13 protein-coding genes are annotated in these 15,073 nt (G+C 60.5%); 8 read left to right on the top strand and 5 right to left on the bottom strand.

Annotated features, from left to right (window positions below):
- Nucleotides 1-56: 56 nt before the first annotated feature.
- Both GTW23_RS08400 and GTW23_RS08395 read left to right on the top strand, forming a co-directional pair.
- On the top strand, nt 57-686 hold the full coding sequence (locus GTW23_RS08400) for a MarC family protein (RefSeq protein ID WP_152008696.1): 630 nt from the start codon (nt 57-59) through the stop codon (nt 684-686).
- Nucleotides 687-701: 15 nt separating this feature from the next.
- The gene (locus tag GTW23_RS08395; RefSeq protein ID WP_252915370.1) at nt 702-1,004 is read left to right on the top strand and encodes a DUF1905 domain-containing protein; all 303 of its coding nucleotides are present in this window, start codon (nt 702-704) and stop codon (nt 1,002-1,004) included.
- Nucleotides 1,005-1,868: 864 nt separating this feature from the next.
- Here GTW23_RS08395 and GTW23_RS08390 read toward each other — a convergent pair.
- From GTW23_RS08390 to GTW23_RS08380, 3 genes are all read right to left on the bottom strand, one after another.
- Entirely contained in the window at nt 1,869-2,282 is a 414-nt protein-coding gene (locus tag GTW23_RS08390; RefSeq protein WP_252915369.1) for a VOC family protein, read from the bottom strand.
- A 73-nt stretch (nt 2,283-2,355) separates the two neighbouring features.
- Nucleotides 2,356-2,760, bottom strand: coding sequence for a cupin domain-containing protein (locus tag GTW23_RS08385; protein ID WP_252915368.1), 405 nt, complete (start codon nt 2,758-2,760; stop codon nt 2,356-2,358).
- Between the two features lie 50 nt (nt 2,761-2,810).
- Nucleotides 2,811-3,320 carry a single-stranded DNA-binding protein gene (locus GTW23_RS08380; protein WP_152008692.1) on the bottom strand — a complete coding sequence of 170 codons (510 nt, stop codon included), beginning with the start codon at nt 3,318-3,320 and terminating at the stop codon, nt 2,811-2,813.
- A 409-nt stretch (nt 3,321-3,729) separates the two neighbouring features.
- Between GTW23_RS08380 and uvrA the strand changes: the two genes are divergently transcribed.
- The 4 genes from uvrA (at nt 3,730) to GTW23_RS08360 (ending at nt 9,140) form a co-directional block, all read left to right on the top strand.
- Nucleotides 3,730-6,651, top strand: coding sequence for an excinuclease ABC subunit UvrA (gene uvrA, locus GTW23_RS08375; RefSeq protein WP_252915367.1), 2,922 nt, complete (start codon nt 3,730-3,732; stop codon nt 6,649-6,651).
- A gap of 10 nt (nt 6,652-6,661) precedes the next feature.
- A complete protein-coding gene (locus tag GTW23_RS08370) occupies nt 6,662-7,357 on the top strand; it encodes a DUF4145 domain-containing protein (protein ID WP_252915366.1) in 696 nt (231 codons plus the stop codon).
- Between the two features lie 104 nt (nt 7,358-7,461).
- Nucleotides 7,462-8,262, top strand: coding sequence for a DUF72 domain-containing protein (locus tag GTW23_RS08365; RefSeq protein WP_252915365.1), 801 nt, complete (start codon nt 7,462-7,464; stop codon nt 8,260-8,262).
- A 107-nt stretch (nt 8,263-8,369) separates the two neighbouring features.
- On the top strand, nt 8,370-9,140 hold the full coding sequence (locus GTW23_RS08360; protein ID WP_252915364.1) for a glucose 1-dehydrogenase: 771 nt from the start codon (nt 8,370-8,372) through the stop codon (nt 9,138-9,140).
- Nucleotides 9,141-9,223: 83 nt separating this feature from the next.
- On the opposite strand, the gene GTW23_RS08355 is transcribed toward GTW23_RS08360, so the two are convergent.
- A complete protein-coding gene (locus GTW23_RS08355; protein WP_252915363.1) occupies nt 9,224-10,432 on the bottom strand; it encodes an MFS transporter in 1,209 nt (402 codons plus the stop codon).
- A gap of 247 nt (nt 10,433-10,679) precedes the next feature.
- Between GTW23_RS08355 and GTW23_RS08350 the strand changes: the two genes are divergently transcribed.
- Nucleotides 10,680-11,501, top strand: a complete 822-nt coding sequence (locus GTW23_RS08350; protein WP_252915362.1) for an AraC family transcriptional regulator — start codon at nt 10,680-10,682, stop codon at nt 11,499-11,501.
- A 226-nt stretch (nt 11,502-11,727) separates the two neighbouring features.
- A complete protein-coding gene (locus GTW23_RS08345; protein WP_252915590.1) occupies nt 11,728-13,380 on the top strand; it encodes a Na/Pi cotransporter family protein in 1,653 nt (550 codons plus the stop codon).
- A 36-nt stretch (nt 13,381-13,416) separates the two neighbouring features.
- Here GTW23_RS08345 and GTW23_RS08340 read toward each other — a convergent pair whose 3' ends face one another.
- Complete coding sequence (locus tag GTW23_RS08340; protein ID WP_252915361.1) at nt 13,417-14,880, bottom strand: NAD(P)H-hydrate dehydratase; 1,464 nt, start codon at nt 14,878-14,880, stop codon at nt 13,417-13,419.
- Between the last annotated feature and the right edge of the window lie 193 nt (nt 14,881-15,073).

Genomic DNA, 15,073 nt, shown 5'->3' with positions numbered 1-15,073 from the left:
GCCCGTGTCGTAAGTCCTTGGGAAGGGCTTTTTTGCCGGGCCAGCGGGGGTAAGCCATGAATGTCGAATTGATCATAAACGCCTTCGTCACGATCATCGTGATGTTCGACCCACCAGGACTTGCCGCGATCTTTCTGGGCCTGACGACGGGGATGACCCGCAGTCAGCGTCTGCAGGTCGCCATGCGCGGCACGGTGACGGCTGCCGGCATCCTGGCTGTCTTTGCCATCGCCGGCGCCAGCATTCTCAACATCCTTGGCATCTCGCTGGGTGCCTTCAGGATCGCCGGCGGATTGCTGCTCTTCTGGATTGCCTTCGAGATGATTTTCGAAAAGCGCCATGAACGTCAGGAAAAGAGCGCCGAGCGGGCAATCACCAAGGACCACATTTCCAATGTCGCGGTGTTCCCGCTGGCCATCCCGCTGATTGCGGGGCCGGGCGCCATCTCCGCGGTCATCCTGCTCGCGGGTTCATTTTATCAGCCGGTCGAGCGCGCCGGGCTGATCGGTGTCATCATAGCCGCATCGCTGGTGCTGTTCGCTTTCCTGGTGATTGCCGACCGCATAGACCGGTTTCTCGGCGACACCGGCCGCACGATCCTGACCCGCCTGCTCGGCGTCGTGCTCGCTGCGCTGTCGGTGCAATTTGTCGTCGACGGCATCAAGCAGGCCTTCGTCACGGTGTGATCGGAGGACAGGCCGGTGGACACCGAACAGACGTTTGCATTCGACGCGGAACTCTGGCTCCACAGCGCGACCAAGGCGTCATGGCACTTCGTCACCGTACCGGCAGAAATCTCCCGCCGGATCCGATTCCTTGCCGGCAGGACAAACGGTTTCGGCTCAATCAGGGTCCGGGCCTGCATAGGCGAAAGCCGCTGGGCGACATCGCTGTTTCCGGACAAGGCAACGGGGTGCTACTTCCTTCCGCTCAAGGCTGAAGTGCGCCGGGCTCGCGCCATCACCACCGGCGACCGCGTCAGCGTCGAACTGATGATGGGCTGATCATTCATGCCCAATGAATGCGCCGCGGCTCTTCTTCAGGCTCGACAGTCAGTTGCCGCCCCCCTGCGCCATACGGGTTGTCATGAGCAAAGAAAGCGACGCTTTTGACACCGGCAGGATTGGCAGGTCCCGACCTGCTGCGGATGACTGGTTGCAGCTCCAGCGCATCCGCCTCGGCAAGCGCGATCGTGATGCGCTGGCCTGTTGTCAATTGATACCGGCCTTGGACTAAAGTCGCCCCGCGGCAGCCAAGATTTATTTACGCGCGAAAACATATATAATTTACTTTATGATAGATATCTGATCTAAAAATCCACCCTAAACATGGGTTTCCTGAGGACAGTTCGTTCCAGCGGGAACACTTCAAAAGCGGTCGTGGTCATATTAGCGATGTCAGATACCAAGCATGAAAATGTGGTTTCGCGGTTGGTAGAACTGCTTCTGGACGATCCGGTGATTTCGGAACATGCAATCTCAACAACGAACTACTCGTTGGGAAGGCTTTGCCTTGATAGTGAAGACTTCATCGATCACAAATGGTGGGATGTACACGGTAGCATCGTCAGAAGAATAATCATGGATGCCTACGCGTACATGAATATAGTAGATAATTTCAAGCATACTCTTTAAGACATGGCGTGGCCGCGTGATTTCAAAGTACCGTACTAAGTGGCGAGTGCCGTACCGCTCGGCTTCCACGTCAAGCGCGGATTTGAAACGCGACGTGAGGCAAACCCCGAATCGCGGCACAACCACTCTTGTCACGAGCACGGCTTCTCACCGGTGGGGCGCGGGACACTGGAGTTCACCTCCACATGTGTCCGGCAAATCCCTGCGGCAACTGTCGACTGCAATCAGGTACGGTCAGGCAGCAGCCGGATGCCCATCGGTCAGTTGCAGTAGATCCCACAGATTGCCATAGAGATCCTGGAACACGGCAACCGTGCCGTAATCTTCGGTCTTCGGCTCGCGGATGAACGTGACGCCTTCAGCGATCAAGCGATTGTAATCGCGCCAGAAATCATCGGTGTTGAGAAACATGAACACCCGGCCGCCGGTCTGGTCGCCAACAAACGGCTCCTGTTCCGGCTTCGATGCCCGCGCCAGAACGATCGATGTGCCCTGCCCGCCCTTGGGACGGACCACCACCCAGCGCTTGTCCTGTTCGGGCTGGTATGTGTCTTCAAGAAGATCGAACCCGAGCACGCCGCAATAGAACGCGATGGCTTCATCATAGTCGCGAACGACCAGCGCAACATGGGTGATGGATTGGCGCATCCCGGTCTCCTGTTCCGAACGGCTGCCTGATCTTGCGGATCCGAAAGGACGCGCTTCCAGCAAACGCCGCTTCCTAGTCCTGCGGATTGTCCTCGAACCATTTTACGATCGATGGCATGAACTGCTCGAACCCACCCGGCATGAAGATATTGAGCAGACCGACGGGTGCATCAGTCCGGTTTTCGAAGTCATGCATGGTGCCCGCCGGAATGCGCAGAAAGCTTCCCTTTGAGAGCGTGCGCCATGTGTCACCGACAAGAATGCTCGCCGTGCCTTCAAGCACATAGAAGAGCTCCTCATTGGCTTCGTGCAAGTGCGCGCCAGGCCCGGCGCAGTGCGGCTGCAGCCACCATTCCGACACGGCATAACGGCTGCCGCTCTCATCATGGTCGGCCTTGAACACCGCCCGCATCCGGCCCAGCGAGTAGGCGCGGCCCTGACCTGGCCCAAGTTCGAGTACGTCGCTCTCAGACGTCATGAATCATCGCTCCACTGCAGAATGGAAACGCACACGCCCGCCGCAATGGCTCAGAACGGAATATCGTCGTCCAGATCGCGCGACGAGCCGCCGCCGCCGCCAAATCCGCCGCTGGAACCGCCGCGATCGCCGCCGGACGGCCCGCCGCCGAAGTCACCGCCGCCGCCATAATCGCCGCCACGGCCGCCGCCGCCGCCACCGCCTTCATTGCGACCGTCCAGCATCGTCAGGTTGCCGTTGAAGCCCTGCAGCACGACTTCCGTCGAGTACTTGTCCTGACCGGACTGATCCTGCCACTTGCGGGTCTGCAGCTGGCCTTCGAGATAAACCTTCGAGCCTTTCTTGAGATAATTCTCTGCGATCTTGCAAAGGCCTTCATTGAAGATCACCACACGGTGCCATTCCGTCTTCTCGCGACGTTCGCCCGAGTTCTTGTCGCGCCAGCTCTCAGACGTCGCCACCGACAGGTTGGCGATCGGACGACCGTCCTGGGTGCGCCGGATTTCCGGGTCCGCGCCCAGATTGCCGACGAGAATGACCTTGTTGACGCTACCCGCCATGATACTTCACCTTCCAACACTTCAGGCGGCCTTGCGCCGCCCCGTCCAAATCGTTTTTTACCTTACAGGATCGCCCCTCTGCCCGTCACTCGGGTGATGACAATCCACAAGCCTTTTTTGTTCTTTATTTGTTCTATTGCTTGTGTCAGTTTCTGTCAAGAGATTCGGCTTTCGCACAGGCAACAACCGGTCAGGTGTCTCGACATTACCTCCGAGGTGCTTATGTATGGATCTGGTCTGCCCCGGAACCATCTTTGATCTCCAGTGTTGCGCAGGGGCAAGGCATTTTGCGAAATGCGGATCAGATGTCTCAACGGTGCATTCCACCCGGCGAGACCTACAGGCAATTGAGCGATCCATGCGCGTTTTGCAAAATGCGCCGGACACTCCACGGCAAATCGGCGGCGACATGACTGAACTGAAATCCATCACCATTCGCGGGGCCCGCGAGCACAATCTCAAGAATGTCGATCTCGACCTCCCCCGTAACAGCCTGATCGTGATGACGGGACTGTCCGGATCGGGCAAGTCGTCGCTGGCCTTCGACACCATCTACGCCGAAGGCCAGCGTCGCTATGTCGAGAGCCTTTCGGCCTACGCGCGCCAGTTCCTCGAGATGATGCAGAAGCCCGATGTCGACCAGATCGACGGGTTGTCGCCGGCCATCTCCATTGAGCAGAAGACCACCAGCCGCAACCCGCGCTCGACCGTGGGAACCGTGACCGAGATCTACGACTACATGCGGCTGCTGTTTGCCCGCGTCGGCGTGCCCTATTCGCCGGCAACCGGCCTGCCGATCGAAAGCCAGACGGTCAGCCAGATGGTGGACCGGGTTCTGGCACTGGAGGAAGGCACAAGGCTCTACATCCTTGCTCCGGTGGTGCGCGGGCGCAAGGGTGAATACCGCAAGGAACTCGCCGACTTCATGAAAAAGGGCTTTCAGCGGGTCAAGGTCGACGGCCAGTATTACGAGATCGCGGATGCGCCGCCGCTCGACAAGAAATACAAGCACGACATCGACATCGTCGTCGACCGCATCGTCGTGCGCCCCGACATCGCCGCGCGACTTGCCGACAGCCTCGAGACCTGCCTTCGGCTTGCCGAAGGCCTGGCGATCGCCGAATTTGCCGACAAGCCGCTGCCGGACGCCGAAACCTCGGCCGGCGGCTCGGCCAACAAGTCATTGAATGAGACCCACGAGCGCGTGCTCTTTTCGGAGAAATTCGCCTGCCCGGTATCCGGTTTCACCATTTCCGAGATCGAGCCAAGGCTGTTTTCCTTCAACAATCCGCACGGCGCCTGCCCGACCTGCGATGGCCTGGGCACCCAGAAGACCATTGACGAGGCGCTGATTGTCCCCGAGCAGAACCTGACCCTGCGCGGTGGCGCTATCGCGCCCTGGGCCAAGTCAAGTTCACCCTATTACACCCAGACACTGGAAGCCCTGGGCAAGCATTTTGGCTTCAAGCTGTCAGACCGCTGGAACGACCTTCCCGCCAAGGGGCAGAATGCCATCCTGCGCGGCACCCAGGAGAAGATCTCCTTCAAGTATGATGACGGCCTCCGGTCCTACACCACCTCGAAGACCTTCGAGGGCATCATTCCCAATCTGGAACGCCGCTGGAAGGAAACCGACAGCGCCTGGGCGCGCGAGGAGATCGAGCGCTACATGTCAAACGCGCCCTGCCCGGCCTGTGACGGCTACCGGCTCAAGCCCGAGGCCCGCGCGGTCAAGATCAATGGCTGTCACATCGGCGAGGTCACCGAGCTGTCGATCCGCGTCGCGGGGGACTGGTTCGATGAATTGCCGGCGCAGCTCAACGAGCAGCAGAACCAGATCGCCGTGCGGATCCTCAAGGAAATCCGCGACCGGCTGAAGTTCCTCAATGACGTCGGCCTCGATTACCTGACGCTGTCGCGCAACTCCGGCTCGCTGTCAGGTGGCGAAAGCCAGCGCATCCGCCTCGCCTCGCAGATCGGCTCGGGACTGACCGGCGTGCTCTATGTGCTGGATGAGCCCTCCATCGGCCTGCACCAGCGCGACAATGCCCGGCTCCTGGAAACGCTCAAACACCTGCGCGACATCGGCAACACGGTGATCGTGGTGGAACATGACGAGGACGCAATCCTCACCGCCGATTACGTGGTCGATATCGGGCCGCATGCCGGTGTGCATGGTGGCGAGATCATCGCCCAGGGCGCGCCTGGCGACATCATGGCCAATCCGCGCTCGATCACCGGCAAGTATCTCTCTGGCGAACTCGCGGTCGAGGTGCCCTCCCAGCGCCGTAAGTCCTCCAGGAAGAAAGAACTCAAGGTCATCGGCGCCCGCGGCAACAATCTCAAGAATGTCTCGGCCTCGGTACCGCTCGGCGTCTTCACCGCAGTCACCGGCGTTTCGGGTGGCGGCAAGTCCACCTTCCTGATTGAGACACTCTACAAGGCCGCCGCACGCAGGGTCATGGGCGCGCGCGAGAACCCGGCTGACCACGACAGGATCGACGGTTTCGAACACATCGACAAGGTCATCGACATCGATCAGTCGCCGATCGGCCGCACGCCGCGCTCCAACCCGGCCACCTACACCGGAGCCTTCACGCCGATCCGCGACTGGTTCGCAGGCCTGCCCGAGGCCAAGGCGCGCGGCTATCAGCCCGGCCGCTTCTCGTTCAACGTCAAGGGCGGCCGCTGCGAGGCCTGCCAGGGCGACGGCGTCATCAAGATCGAGATGCACTTCCTGCCCGACGTCTACGTCACCTGCGACGTCTGCCACGGCAAGCGCTACAACCGCGAGACCCTCGATGTCACTTTCAAGGGCAAGTCGATCGCCGACGTGCTCGACATGACCGTCGAGGAAGGTGTGGACTTCTTTGCGGCTGTCCCAGCCGTGCGCGACAAGCTGCAAGCGCTTCAGGGCGTCGGCCTGGGCTATATCAAGGTCGGCCAGCAGGCGACAACGCTGTCGGGCGGCGAGGCCCAGCGGGTGAAGCTCGCCAAGGAGCTGTCCAAGCGCTCGACCGGCCGCACCCTTTACATTCTCGACGAACCGACGACAGGCCTGCACTTCCACGATGTCGCCAAGCTTCTTGAAGTGCTGCACGAACTGGTCGACCAGGGCAATTCGGTTGTGGTCATCGAGCACAATCTCGAAGTCATCAAGACCGCCGACTGGGTGATCGACCTCGGCCCCGAAGGCGGCGACGGCGGCGGCGAGATCGTTGCAGAAGGCACGCCCGAAGACATCGTCAAGGTCGAACGCAGCTACACCGGCCAGTTCCTCAAGGAACTGCTGGACCGCCGGCCCGGAAGACGGGTGGAAGCGGCGGAGTGAGGGCTAGGTTATGGCGATAATTATCGGAGATTGCCCACGTTGCGGTGCCAAACACAGTACATTTGATGTGAATTCATTGCTTTTAACTGGAGTTCAATACGGGTGGCAGAAATGGTTTGAGTGCTTTAGCGTTTGTCGGAATTGTAATCGCAGTACTATTCTAGTTATCTCGGGAGATGTCGACGGAGATAGAGCACTTCGAGATTTAAATCCTCTTGACTTTAAAGTATCCATTAACAATGGATACAAGATTGAAGGGCATGTTAGCTTAAAGGATAGGCACAAGCAATCTACGCCCTTGCACCTGCCTAAAGATATTGCGGGAACCTTCTCAGAAGCCGCGACATGTATGTCTGTTCGTTGCTGGAATGCTGCTGGTACAATGTTTCGGCTGTGTATTGATTTGGCAACGCGCCAATTGTTGCCGAGCGATGAAGTGAACGGATTGAACAGCAAGACGCGGCGCGATTTGGGACTTAGGCTTCCTTGGTTGTTCGATAATGGTAAGCTTCCCAATGACCTGCGTGATTTGTCAAGCTGCATCCATCAAGATGGAAATGACGCGGCTCATACCGGGAAGCTCTCGCAAGTCGATGCAGAGGATCTCCTTGATTTTACTGTAGAACTGCTAGAACGCGTGTTCTCTGAACCCGAGCGATTGAAGCTTGCCGCTAAGCGCCGAGCTGATCGACGCAAACCAGAATGATGGCAATGATTTGTGAGAGGCGATAATTCTATTGAGTATTTATTTTTTGAATCTTGTCATTGACCTCTAACGCCGTAAAAAAATTGCCCGATGGGAGACTGCAAATGACCACTTCCGGCACAATCCGCACCGGCATCGGCGGCTGGGTGTTCGAGCTCTGGAACGAGAGTTTCTATCCGCCGAAACTGCCCAAGACGCGGCAGTTGCAGCATGCAGGCAGCCAATTGCGCGCGATCGAGGTGAACGGCACTTATTATGGCAGTCAGAAGCCTGCGACATTCGCCAAATGGGCGGCCGATGTGCCGGACGGGTTTGTGTTTTCACTGAAGGCCAGCCGCTATTGCACCAACCGCAAGGTTCTGGCCGACGCCGAACCGTCAATCACCAAGTTCCTGACGCAAGGAATCACCGAGCTCGGCGACCGGTTGGGGCCGATCCTGTGGCAGTTTATGCCGACCAAGAAATTCGAGCCCGACGATTTCGCGGCCTTTCTCGCGCTCCTGCCGAAAGAGCAGGACGGCATTGCGCTGCGCCATGTGGTCGAGGCGCGGCACGAGAGTTTCTGCACGCCGGAGTTCATCGCACTGCTGGCAAAGCACAATGTCGCAACGGTCTGCGCCGATCATGAGACCTATCCGATGGTCGCCGATGTCACCTCGGATCTCGTCTATGCCCGCCTCCAGCGCGGCTCCGACGATGTTCCGACCTGTTATCCTGAAGAAAACATGGACCTCTGGGCCCAACGGCTTCGGACCTATGCGGAAGGGTCCGCACCATCGGATCTTCCCGTGATCGCCGCAGACCGGACCGTCGAAAAGCGGCCGCGTGACGTCTTTGCCTTCTTCATCACCGGCGGCAAGGTCAATGCGCCTGCCGGCGCGATGGCTCTGCAAGCCAAGATCTGACTCTCAGGCGGTTTCAGATATCCGTAACCGTCTTCAGCAGTATCAAGGCGGCTTCAGGTTCGCGAGTGTATCCTTGCCATCAGCGCAACCCTGAAGGAGCATTGAAGATGGCAGGATTTTCGGGAAAAACCGTACTCGTTACCGGGTCAGGCGCGGGGATCGGCCGTGCCACGGCGCTGAAGTTCGCCGCCGAGGGCGCCAATCTCGTCGTCTCGGACATCCACGTGCCCGGCGGCGAGGAAACCGTGGCGATGATCCATTCGGCGGGCGGCAAGGCGATGTTCCAGCATGCAGACGTCTCCAGGCTCGCAGACGTCGCGGCCCTGGTGGCCGGCGCCGTCGACCAGTACGGCCAGCTTGACTGCGCGGTGAACAATGCCGGGATAGAGGGCAAGATCGCTCCGCTCGCCGATCAGGCGGAAGACAATTTCGACGCCATCATGCGGATCAATGCCAAGGGCACTTATCTGTGCCTTCAGGCTGAAATCCGCCACATGCTCCAGGCCGGAGGCGGCACAATCGTCAATCTCGCCTCCGTCGCAGGCCTGATCGGTTTTCCCGGTCTTTCGCCCTATGTCGCCTCCAAACATGCCGTGATCGGCATGACCAAGAACGCCGCGCTCGAATACGGCAAGGCGGGAATCCGGGTCAACGCGGTCTGCCCCGGTGGTATCGACACGCGGATGCTGGATTCGCTTGCCGAACAGGCAACGTCAGGCGCCCAGTCAAGCAGCCAGATGATGGATCCGCTGCATCCGCTCGGCCGCATCGGCACACCCGAGGAAGTTGCCAATCTGATTGTCTGGCTGTCTTCGTCAGAAGCATCCTACATGCTCGGCGCGATCGTTCCTGTCGACGGCGGATATGTCGCGCAGTAGCGCGACATATGTAATGCAGTAAGACCTGCCGGAGCCGCACAGAGAAATCGTGGCTCCGCCAGTCTGGCCGAAATCAGCTTCGTCTAGCGGGCGTTTCTTGGCAGGAAGACCGTCAGCAGCCCGAGGAACGGCAGGAACGAGCAGATCTGGTAGACGAAGACGATGCCTTTAGCGTCCGCCACCTGTCCCAGCACCGCGGCGGAAATGCCGCCCATGCCGAAGGCGAAGCCGAAGAACACGCCCGCGATCAGCCCGACACGGCCCGGCACCAGCTCCTGGGCGAAGACCACGATGGCCGGAAACGCCGAGGCCAGCACGATGCCGATGATCACGGTCAGCACCGCCGTCCAGAACAGGTCCGCATAGGGCAGCATCAGCGTGAACGGCAACACTCCCAGGATAGACACCCAGATCACCGCCTTCGCCCCGATCCGGTCGCCGATCGGCCCGCCGATCAGCGTGCCCGCGGCCATTGCACCGAGAAACACGAACAGCAGCAGTTGCGCTTCCTGTACCCCCACGCCGAAACGCTCGATGGTGTAGAACGTGTAGAAGCTGGTGAAACTTGCCACATAGATGTTCTTGGTGAACACCAGAAGGGCCAGGACCACCAGCGCCGCAATCACCCGCCGGCGGCTGTGCACCAGGGCCGTGTCTGCCGCCGGACGTCCGGCAGAAGCCCGGCGATAGGCCGCGTACCAGCGGCTGACCCAGGTCAGGATCACCATCCCGGTCAGGGCCGCCAGCCCGAACCAGGCGACGGAAGCCTGGCCGTTGGGAACGATGATGAAAGCCGCCAGCAGCGGACCACTGGCCGTCCCGATATTGCCGCCCACCTGGAACACCGATTGCGCCGTACCGTGCCTACCGCCCGATGCCAGCCGGGCGATCCGCGACGATTCCGGATGGAACACGGCCGAACCAAGTCCGACCAGCGCCGCTGCGAGCAGCAGCAGCGCATAGTAGCCCGCAGACGACAGCAACAGGAGCCCTACCAGCGTGAACCCGGTTCCAACCGGCAGTGCATAGCCGATCGGCCGCTTGTCGGTGAACGCCCCGATCGCCGGCTGCAGCAACGAGGCTGTGAACTGAAAGGCAAAGGTCAGCAGGCCGATCTGCGTAAAGCTGAGATCATAGTTGATCTTGAGTATCGGGTAGATCGCCGCCAGCACCGACTGCATCGTGTCATTGAGAAAATGGCAGATGCTCAGCGCCACCACCACTGAAAACGCAGCCGGCGTTGCAGCCTTGGTGACTGGACCTGCCCCAGTGGTTTCGGGAACGACACTCATGGTTTTTCCTCGGCATCAGGCCAGGCATCAAAGCAGGGTTGTGACCTGCTGAAGAGCCGCCTCCAAACATCGACGTGACGAACAGCTCTGTCAGACCCGCATCTGACAGGCAGCAACGAACCCCGCGTTACGGTCCCATCCACCACGTCAAAGCCTGACCGGAGCCTTCGTTTTGTCACTGATACATGCCTTGCCTGCAGCCCGCCTTCGTGGTTTGGTCTAGTCTTTACGCATTTGGGCCAAAAACATGTCGCTTTCGAGCATCCCGCGGAACCCCTCGCCCGCCGTCGCATCATCGCAACCCCACCGCGCCGTGGTCGAAGCCTCAATCATGCCGGCCGTCGCCTTCGCGCACCGATTGGATCGCGACGGACATTTCACCGAACACGAACACAGCCGCTCGCAACTCCTGCACCCGATCACCGGTGTCGTCATCGTCAACACCTCAGCCGGACGCTGGATGGTGCCGCCCGACCACGCCTTGTGGATACCCGCTGGTGTCCGCCACGCGGTCGACACGATTGGCCGGGTCGAAATGCAGTCGGCCTATGTCAGGCCCAATGCCGTGGAAGGCCTGCCAGCCCACCTGCATGTCACGGGAATGACGCGGTTGATGCGCAGTCTGCTTGCCGAAACGGTCAGGCTGGGGCCGGATGCGGCCGACCCCCGGGCGCAGCTCATTCAGGAAGCATTGCTGCACGAAATACCGTTGTTGCCCGAGCGGCCACTCGGCCTTCCATTGCCGCGAAGCTCGCGTCTTGCAGCATTGTGCCGCGATTTCGTGGCGCAGCCATCGGCCCGCGTCGAGATTGACGACTGGGCCAGTGAGGCCGGCATGAGCCGACGCAGCTTCACCCGCGTGTTCCGCCAGCAAACCGGGCTTAGCCTTTCCGCCTGGCGCCAGCAGGCCTGCGTCATGGCGGCGCTGCCGCGCCTGAGCGCAGGTGAACCGGTCACTGCGGTTGCGATCGATCTGGGCTACGAAAGCCTGCCCGCCTTCACCACCATGTTCTCCCGCGTTATGGGTGCGCCGCCCAGAACTTATCTCAAGAACCAACGCGCGCATTGAAACCGAACCCGGTTTCAGGCACTGCAGTCCATCCCAAGCGGATATGCGCGCAAAACGGGCGCAGACTGATTGAATCCCCAATAAGTAAGCAAATTGTGACATTTGTGAAAATACGATAATCTGAGTCGCACTCCCGTCAGATCCGGCGCGCATGGACAGCAAGCCTTCGTTGGCTGGATCCGGCATGCCACCGGCTCTGGCGTTTCATTTCAGTCTCAGGTGTTTCATGTCCGGAATGGTCGTTTTCATCAATCTTGCCGGCGCGGTAGCGCTTTTGCTCTGGGCGACACGTATGGTCCGCACCGGTATCGAGCGGGCCTACGGGAACATTCTGCGCGAAAAGCTGCGCCTTGCGATCGGCAACCGGATCACCGCGGCCATAGCAGGCTTTTTCTTTGCGATAGCCCTGCAGAGTGCAACAGCGGTGGCGCTGATCGTCGCGGGCTTCGTTGCCAGCGGCTATGTCTCCACCGCGATCGGCATAGCAACGCTGCTCGGTGCGGATCTCGGATCGGCACTGGTCGTGCGCATCCTGCGTCAGGATCTCTCGCTGCTGATCCCGGTGCTGCTGCTTGCCGGAACCATTGCGTTCCGGGCTAGCGAGTCACGGCAATGGCGCCAGGTCGGGCGGATCCTGTTCGGGCTGGGACTGCTGCTGCTCTCGCTGCGCCTGATCGGAGAGGCATCGATCCCGCTCAAGACCAGTGAGATCCTGCCGGTCATCATAAACTACCTGTCGCGCGACTGGATTACCGCCTTCGTGCTTGCCGGCCTGCTCGCCTGGGCCTTCCATTCGAGCGTTGCCGCCGTGTTGCTGCTTGCGTCCCTGGCGGACCGGGCGTTGATACCACCCGTTCTGATCATTCCGCTGGTGCTCGGCATCAATTTCGGTGCGGCGGTCATCGGTGCTGTGCTGACCCGAGGCGAGCGCATCGATGCGCGGATCGTGCCGTTGGGCAATGTCGCCATCCGCGGGTTCGGCACGCTGCTGGCGCTCGCTGCACAACTCGCTTTCGAACTGGAAAGCAGTTTCTTCTCCGCTCAACCCGGCGATGCCGTGGTGCTCGTGCACCTGGCCGTCAACCTCGCAGTGCTTGTCTTCGGCCTGCCATTCTGCGGTCTCGTCGGCAAGATCCTGAAGGCCTGGCTGACGCCAGTGATCCAGCTTGATGAACAAGAGGCCGAAACCCGCATCACCGCGCTCAACCCGGACCATCTTTCTGATCCGAAGCAGGCAATCGCCAATGCCACCCGCGAGGTGCTGACCGTCTGTGACCGTATAGAACTGATGTTGACCTGGATTTTCGACGTGTTCGACAAGCTCGACAAGCAGAAGATTGCCCGCATCGAGGATCTCGACGATGAGGTCGACGAGACCCATCGCGAGATCAAGTTCTACCTGGCAAAGATCTCGCAGTCCGAACTCGACGACAGGTCCGCGGCGCAGCTGCAGGATTTGCTCGGCGCCACCATCAAGCTTGAGCAGGCCGCCGACATCATCGCCCAGAACATGGTGACGAGGGTGCGCAAGAAGCACGCACGCGATATCGCCTTCTCCGCCGAGGGCTGGCACGAACTCAAGGGCCTGCACAAGGAAGTCATGCGCAATGCGCGGCTCGCCTTCAACCTGTTTGTCAGCCGTGACGTCGACCACGCTCGCCAGCTTGTCGCCCAGAAGGAGGTTGTCCGCACCATGGTGCGCAACAGCGAGGAGAGCCACATGCAAAGGCTGCGCGACGGCAACGACGACAGCTACGACAGCAGCTCGATCCACATCGACACCATGCGAGATCTCAAGGAGATCAACTCGCTGTTCGCATCGATTGCCTACCCGGTTCTGGCCGGAGCCGGAATGCTGCGCAAGAGCCGGCTGCTGTAGCCCCGGGCCGGCACCACCGCCCGGACTCGAAGCGGTTCAAAGGGCCGGAATGTGCGCGGGCAGATCCTCAGCGGTCAGCCCCCTGCCAGCCCGGCGTGCGGCCTCCCCATGCATGGCGACACCGGCGCAGGCAGCTTCGAATACCGGCATGCCCCGCGCCAGCAATCCGCCTATGATCCCGGCGAGCACATCGCCGCTGCCCGCAGTCGCCAGCGAGGCCGGCGCATCCGCATTTACCGCGGCGCGTCCATCGGGAGCCGCGATCACGCTATCCGCGCCCTTGTAGACGACAACCGCATTCTGCGCCCGCGCCGCAGCCCGCGCCCGGTCGATCTTTGACAGCGTTACGTCATCGGCAAGATCGGCGAACAGGCGGCGGAACTCACCCTCATGCGGGGTCAGGACAAGACGTGTCTCACCGGCAAACAACTCCGCCAGTTCCTCGGTCTTTCCGGCGAAAGCAGTCAGTCCATCGGCATCCAGCACAACCGGCTGGCCGGCTTCAGCCAGCAGGGAAGTATAGGCCCGCGCCTTTTCCAGGTCCCCAAATCCCGGCCCGATCACGAACCCAGACAACCGGCTATCACCAAGCCAGTCCGTGAGCTCGGCGACATCCCGAATTGCCCTCTGCATGATGGCGGTCAGGTGGGTGGCCTGGACCATGACCGCACTCGGCTGCGCCGCAACCGTGACAAGCCCGGCGCCACACCGGAGCCCGGCCATGGCCGAAAGCCGCGCGGCTCCGGAGGAAATCAGAGGCCCGGAAAAGACAACCAGGTGCCCGCGCGTGTACTTGTGCTGGGATGCCGCACTGCCAGGCATGTGTGCTGCATAGAGACCTCGATGATTACGCCAGACCGTATCATCACTCGCGATCAATCGTGCCGGTATGCCGATATCGCACAAATGCATCTCACCGCAAAGCTCCCTGCCCGGCATCAGCAGATGCCCAGGCTTCAATGCGGCGAAGGTAACCGTGTGAAGCGCTCGAAAACAGGCGCCGGTCGGCTCTCCCGTGCGCCCGGAAAGTCCCGATGGCAGATCGACCGCGACAACCGGCGTTTTCGCTCGGCCGGCACGCTCGATCAGCGCCTCGACATCGCCACTGACCGGCCGGTCCAGCCCGGCGCCGAACAAGGCATCGACAATCACGTCACCGGCGCGCGGCCGCCAGTCCGCAAACGGGCAGATATCACCGGGAAACAGGGCCCGCGCACGAGCCGCATCGCCTCCGGGCTTTGGCTCCATGCCGAAGCGCTGAACCTCCATTCCGCTGCGCTCAAGAAGCTTTGCAGCGACATGTCCGTCGCCTCCATTGTTGCCCGGCCCGCACAACACGACCGCACGCTGTGCTTGCGGGAAGCGCGCAAGCACGACCGCAGCCACATGGGCGCCAGCGGACCGCATCAGGCCAAAACTGTCGATGCCGCTATCGGCGGCAGCCTTGTCAATTTGGCCCATCGCATCGGGCGAGACCAGAACGGTTCTGTCTATTGCCATGTTGTGTTGGTGACATGGCCTTACGGCAACGGTCAAGACGGCTGCGCCAACGAGGCCGCCAACACACCCCCATCACAATTATGCACACAATATAGGCATTCAGGGTGAAAAACATGCAGATGATGGCGCACAAAAAATCATCAACAATGAAATCCATTTTTGTGCATTTGCTGCAAATCGTGCAAGAACTGAG

Origin of the sequence: Parahoeflea alexandrii, from assembly GCF_024105735.1 — a bacterium.
GTDB lineage: Bacteria > Pseudomonadota > Alphaproteobacteria > Rhizobiales > Rhizobiaceae > Hoeflea > Hoeflea alexandrii.
Note: the sequence above shows the minus strand (reverse complement) of the source record. Positions and strands in the feature narration are given on the sequence as shown.

Bases quoted from the DNA above. Each gene is read 5' to 3' on its own strand.
- GTW23_RS08370 (WP_252915366.1), top strand. From the start codon at position 6,662: ATGGCGATAATTATCGGAGATTGCCCACGTTGCGGTGCCAAACACAGT.
- GTW23_RS08345 (WP_252915590.1), top strand. From the start codon at position 11,728: ATGTCCGGAATGGTCGTTTTCATCAATCTTGCCGGCGCGGTAGCGCTT.
- GTW23_RS08380 (WP_152008692.1), bottom strand. From the start codon at position 3,320: ATGGCGGGTAGCGTCAACAAGGTCATTCTCGTCGGCAATCTGGGCGCG.
- GTW23_RS08355 (WP_252915363.1), bottom strand. From the start codon at position 10,432: ATGAGTGTCGTTCCCGAAACCACTGGGGCAGGTCCAGTCACCAAGGCT.
- uvrA (WP_252915367.1), top strand. From the start codon at position 3,730: ATGACTGAACTGAAATCCATCACCATTCGCGGGGCCCGCGAGCACAAT.
- GTW23_RS08400 (WP_152008696.1), top strand. From the start codon at position 57: ATGAATGTCGAATTGATCATAAACGCCTTCGTCACGATCATCGTGATG.
- GTW23_RS08365 (WP_252915365.1), top strand. From the start codon at position 7,462: ATGACCACTTCCGGCACAATCCGCACCGGCATCGGCGGCTGGGTGTTC.
- GTW23_RS08390 (WP_252915369.1), bottom strand. From the start codon at position 2,282: ATGCGCCAATCCATCACCCATGTTGCGCTGGTCGTTCGCGACTATGAT.
- GTW23_RS08385 (WP_252915368.1), bottom strand. From the start codon at position 2,760: ATGACGTCTGAGAGCGACGTACTCGAACTTGGGCCAGGTCAGGGCCGC.
- GTW23_RS08360 (WP_252915364.1), top strand. From the start codon at position 8,370: ATGGCAGGATTTTCGGGAAAAACCGTACTCGTTACCGGGTCAGGCGCG.
- GTW23_RS08340 (WP_252915361.1), bottom strand. From the start codon at position 14,880: ATGGCAATAGACAGAACCGTTCTGGTCTCGCCCGATGCGATGGGCCAA.
- GTW23_RS08350 (WP_252915362.1), top strand. From the start codon at position 10,680: ATGTCGCTTTCGAGCATCCCGCGGAACCCCTCGCCCGCCGTCGCATCA.